General features: G+C 46.4%; 1 protein-coding gene and 1 pseudogene. Both read left to right on the plus strand.

Annotated features, from left to right (window positions below):
• Window positions 1-23: 23 nt before the first annotated feature.
• Entirely contained in the window at window positions 24-968 is a 945-nt protein-coding gene (locus R7D93_RS26225; RefSeq protein WP_318129674.1) for a virulence factor BrkB family protein, read from the plus strand.
• A pseudogene (locus R7D93_RS26230) lies at window positions 940-1014 on the plus strand (D-tyrosyl-tRNA(Tyr) deacylase); the annotation flags it as partial. The gene R7D93_RS26225 and the pseudogene R7D93_RS26230, both read left to right, overlap by 29 nt.

Below are 1014 nucleotides of genomic sequence, written 5' to 3' on the forward strand. Positions count from 1 at the left end.
CGACGCTAATTATGGGATGAACTATGAACCAGTTATCAGAGAGTTACAAGGCGAGATTGAGCAATCTACTGCCAAGTTGCGTCGCGTTTTTTAAGTATCTTCTTAAGCGTTTGACGCATGATCGCGTTAATGTAAATGCTGGCTACCTTGCCTATATTACCTTGCTATCCATCGTGCCAATGTTAACGGTACTGTTATCAATATTGTCGAAGTTCCCTGTTTTCGCGAACGTTGGCGAAGTGCTGCAAGGCTACATCATCGAAAACTTTGTACCGGCATCTGGTGAGGCGGTGCACACTGCACTGCAAGAGTTTGTGGCGAACACTGGCAAAATGAGTGCCGTCGGTGGTGGCTTCTTGTTTATTGCTGCGCTGATGCTGATCTCCAACATCGATAAAAATCTAAACTACATCTGGCGAGTCAAAGACAAGCGCCGTTTGGTGTTCTCATTTTCGATGTATTGGATGGTATTAACGCTGGGGCCGATTTTAGTCGGCGCGAGTATCGCAGCAACGTCTTATGTCACGTCGTTACATTTCGTAGAAAATGAAACGCTGTCTGGCGCCTTCAATTTGTTCTTACGCTGGTTGCCGCTCTTGCTGTCATTTTTTGCATTTTTAGGTTTGTACATTCTGGTGCCAAACAAAAAAGTGCATTTAGCGCATGGTGCTGTAGGCGCCGCCGTTGCGGCGATACTGTTTGAATTAAGTAAGAAAGGCTTTGCCCTCTATATCACTCAGTTCCCGTCTTACCAGCTGATTTACGGCGCTTTAGCCGCAATTCCTATCTTGTTTGTCTGGGTTTACTTGTGCTGGATGATCGTCTTGCTGGGGGCAGAAGTCACCGCAGCATTGGGTGAGCAAGAGCACTGGAGTGAAGATCTAGACATGATACACTCGTCGGCTGAATCTCAGTTAACAGATGAAGGAAGCGAGAGTAGTGATAGCGCTAATTCAACGAGTCAGTGAAGCAGCCGTTCGTGTAGACGGTGAAGTAGTTGGGGAAATCAATACA

This window comes from Vibrio sp. YT-15 (genome assembly GCF_033337445.1).
Lineage (GTDB): Bacteria > Pseudomonadota > Gammaproteobacteria > Enterobacterales > Vibrionaceae > Vibrio > Vibrio alginolyticus.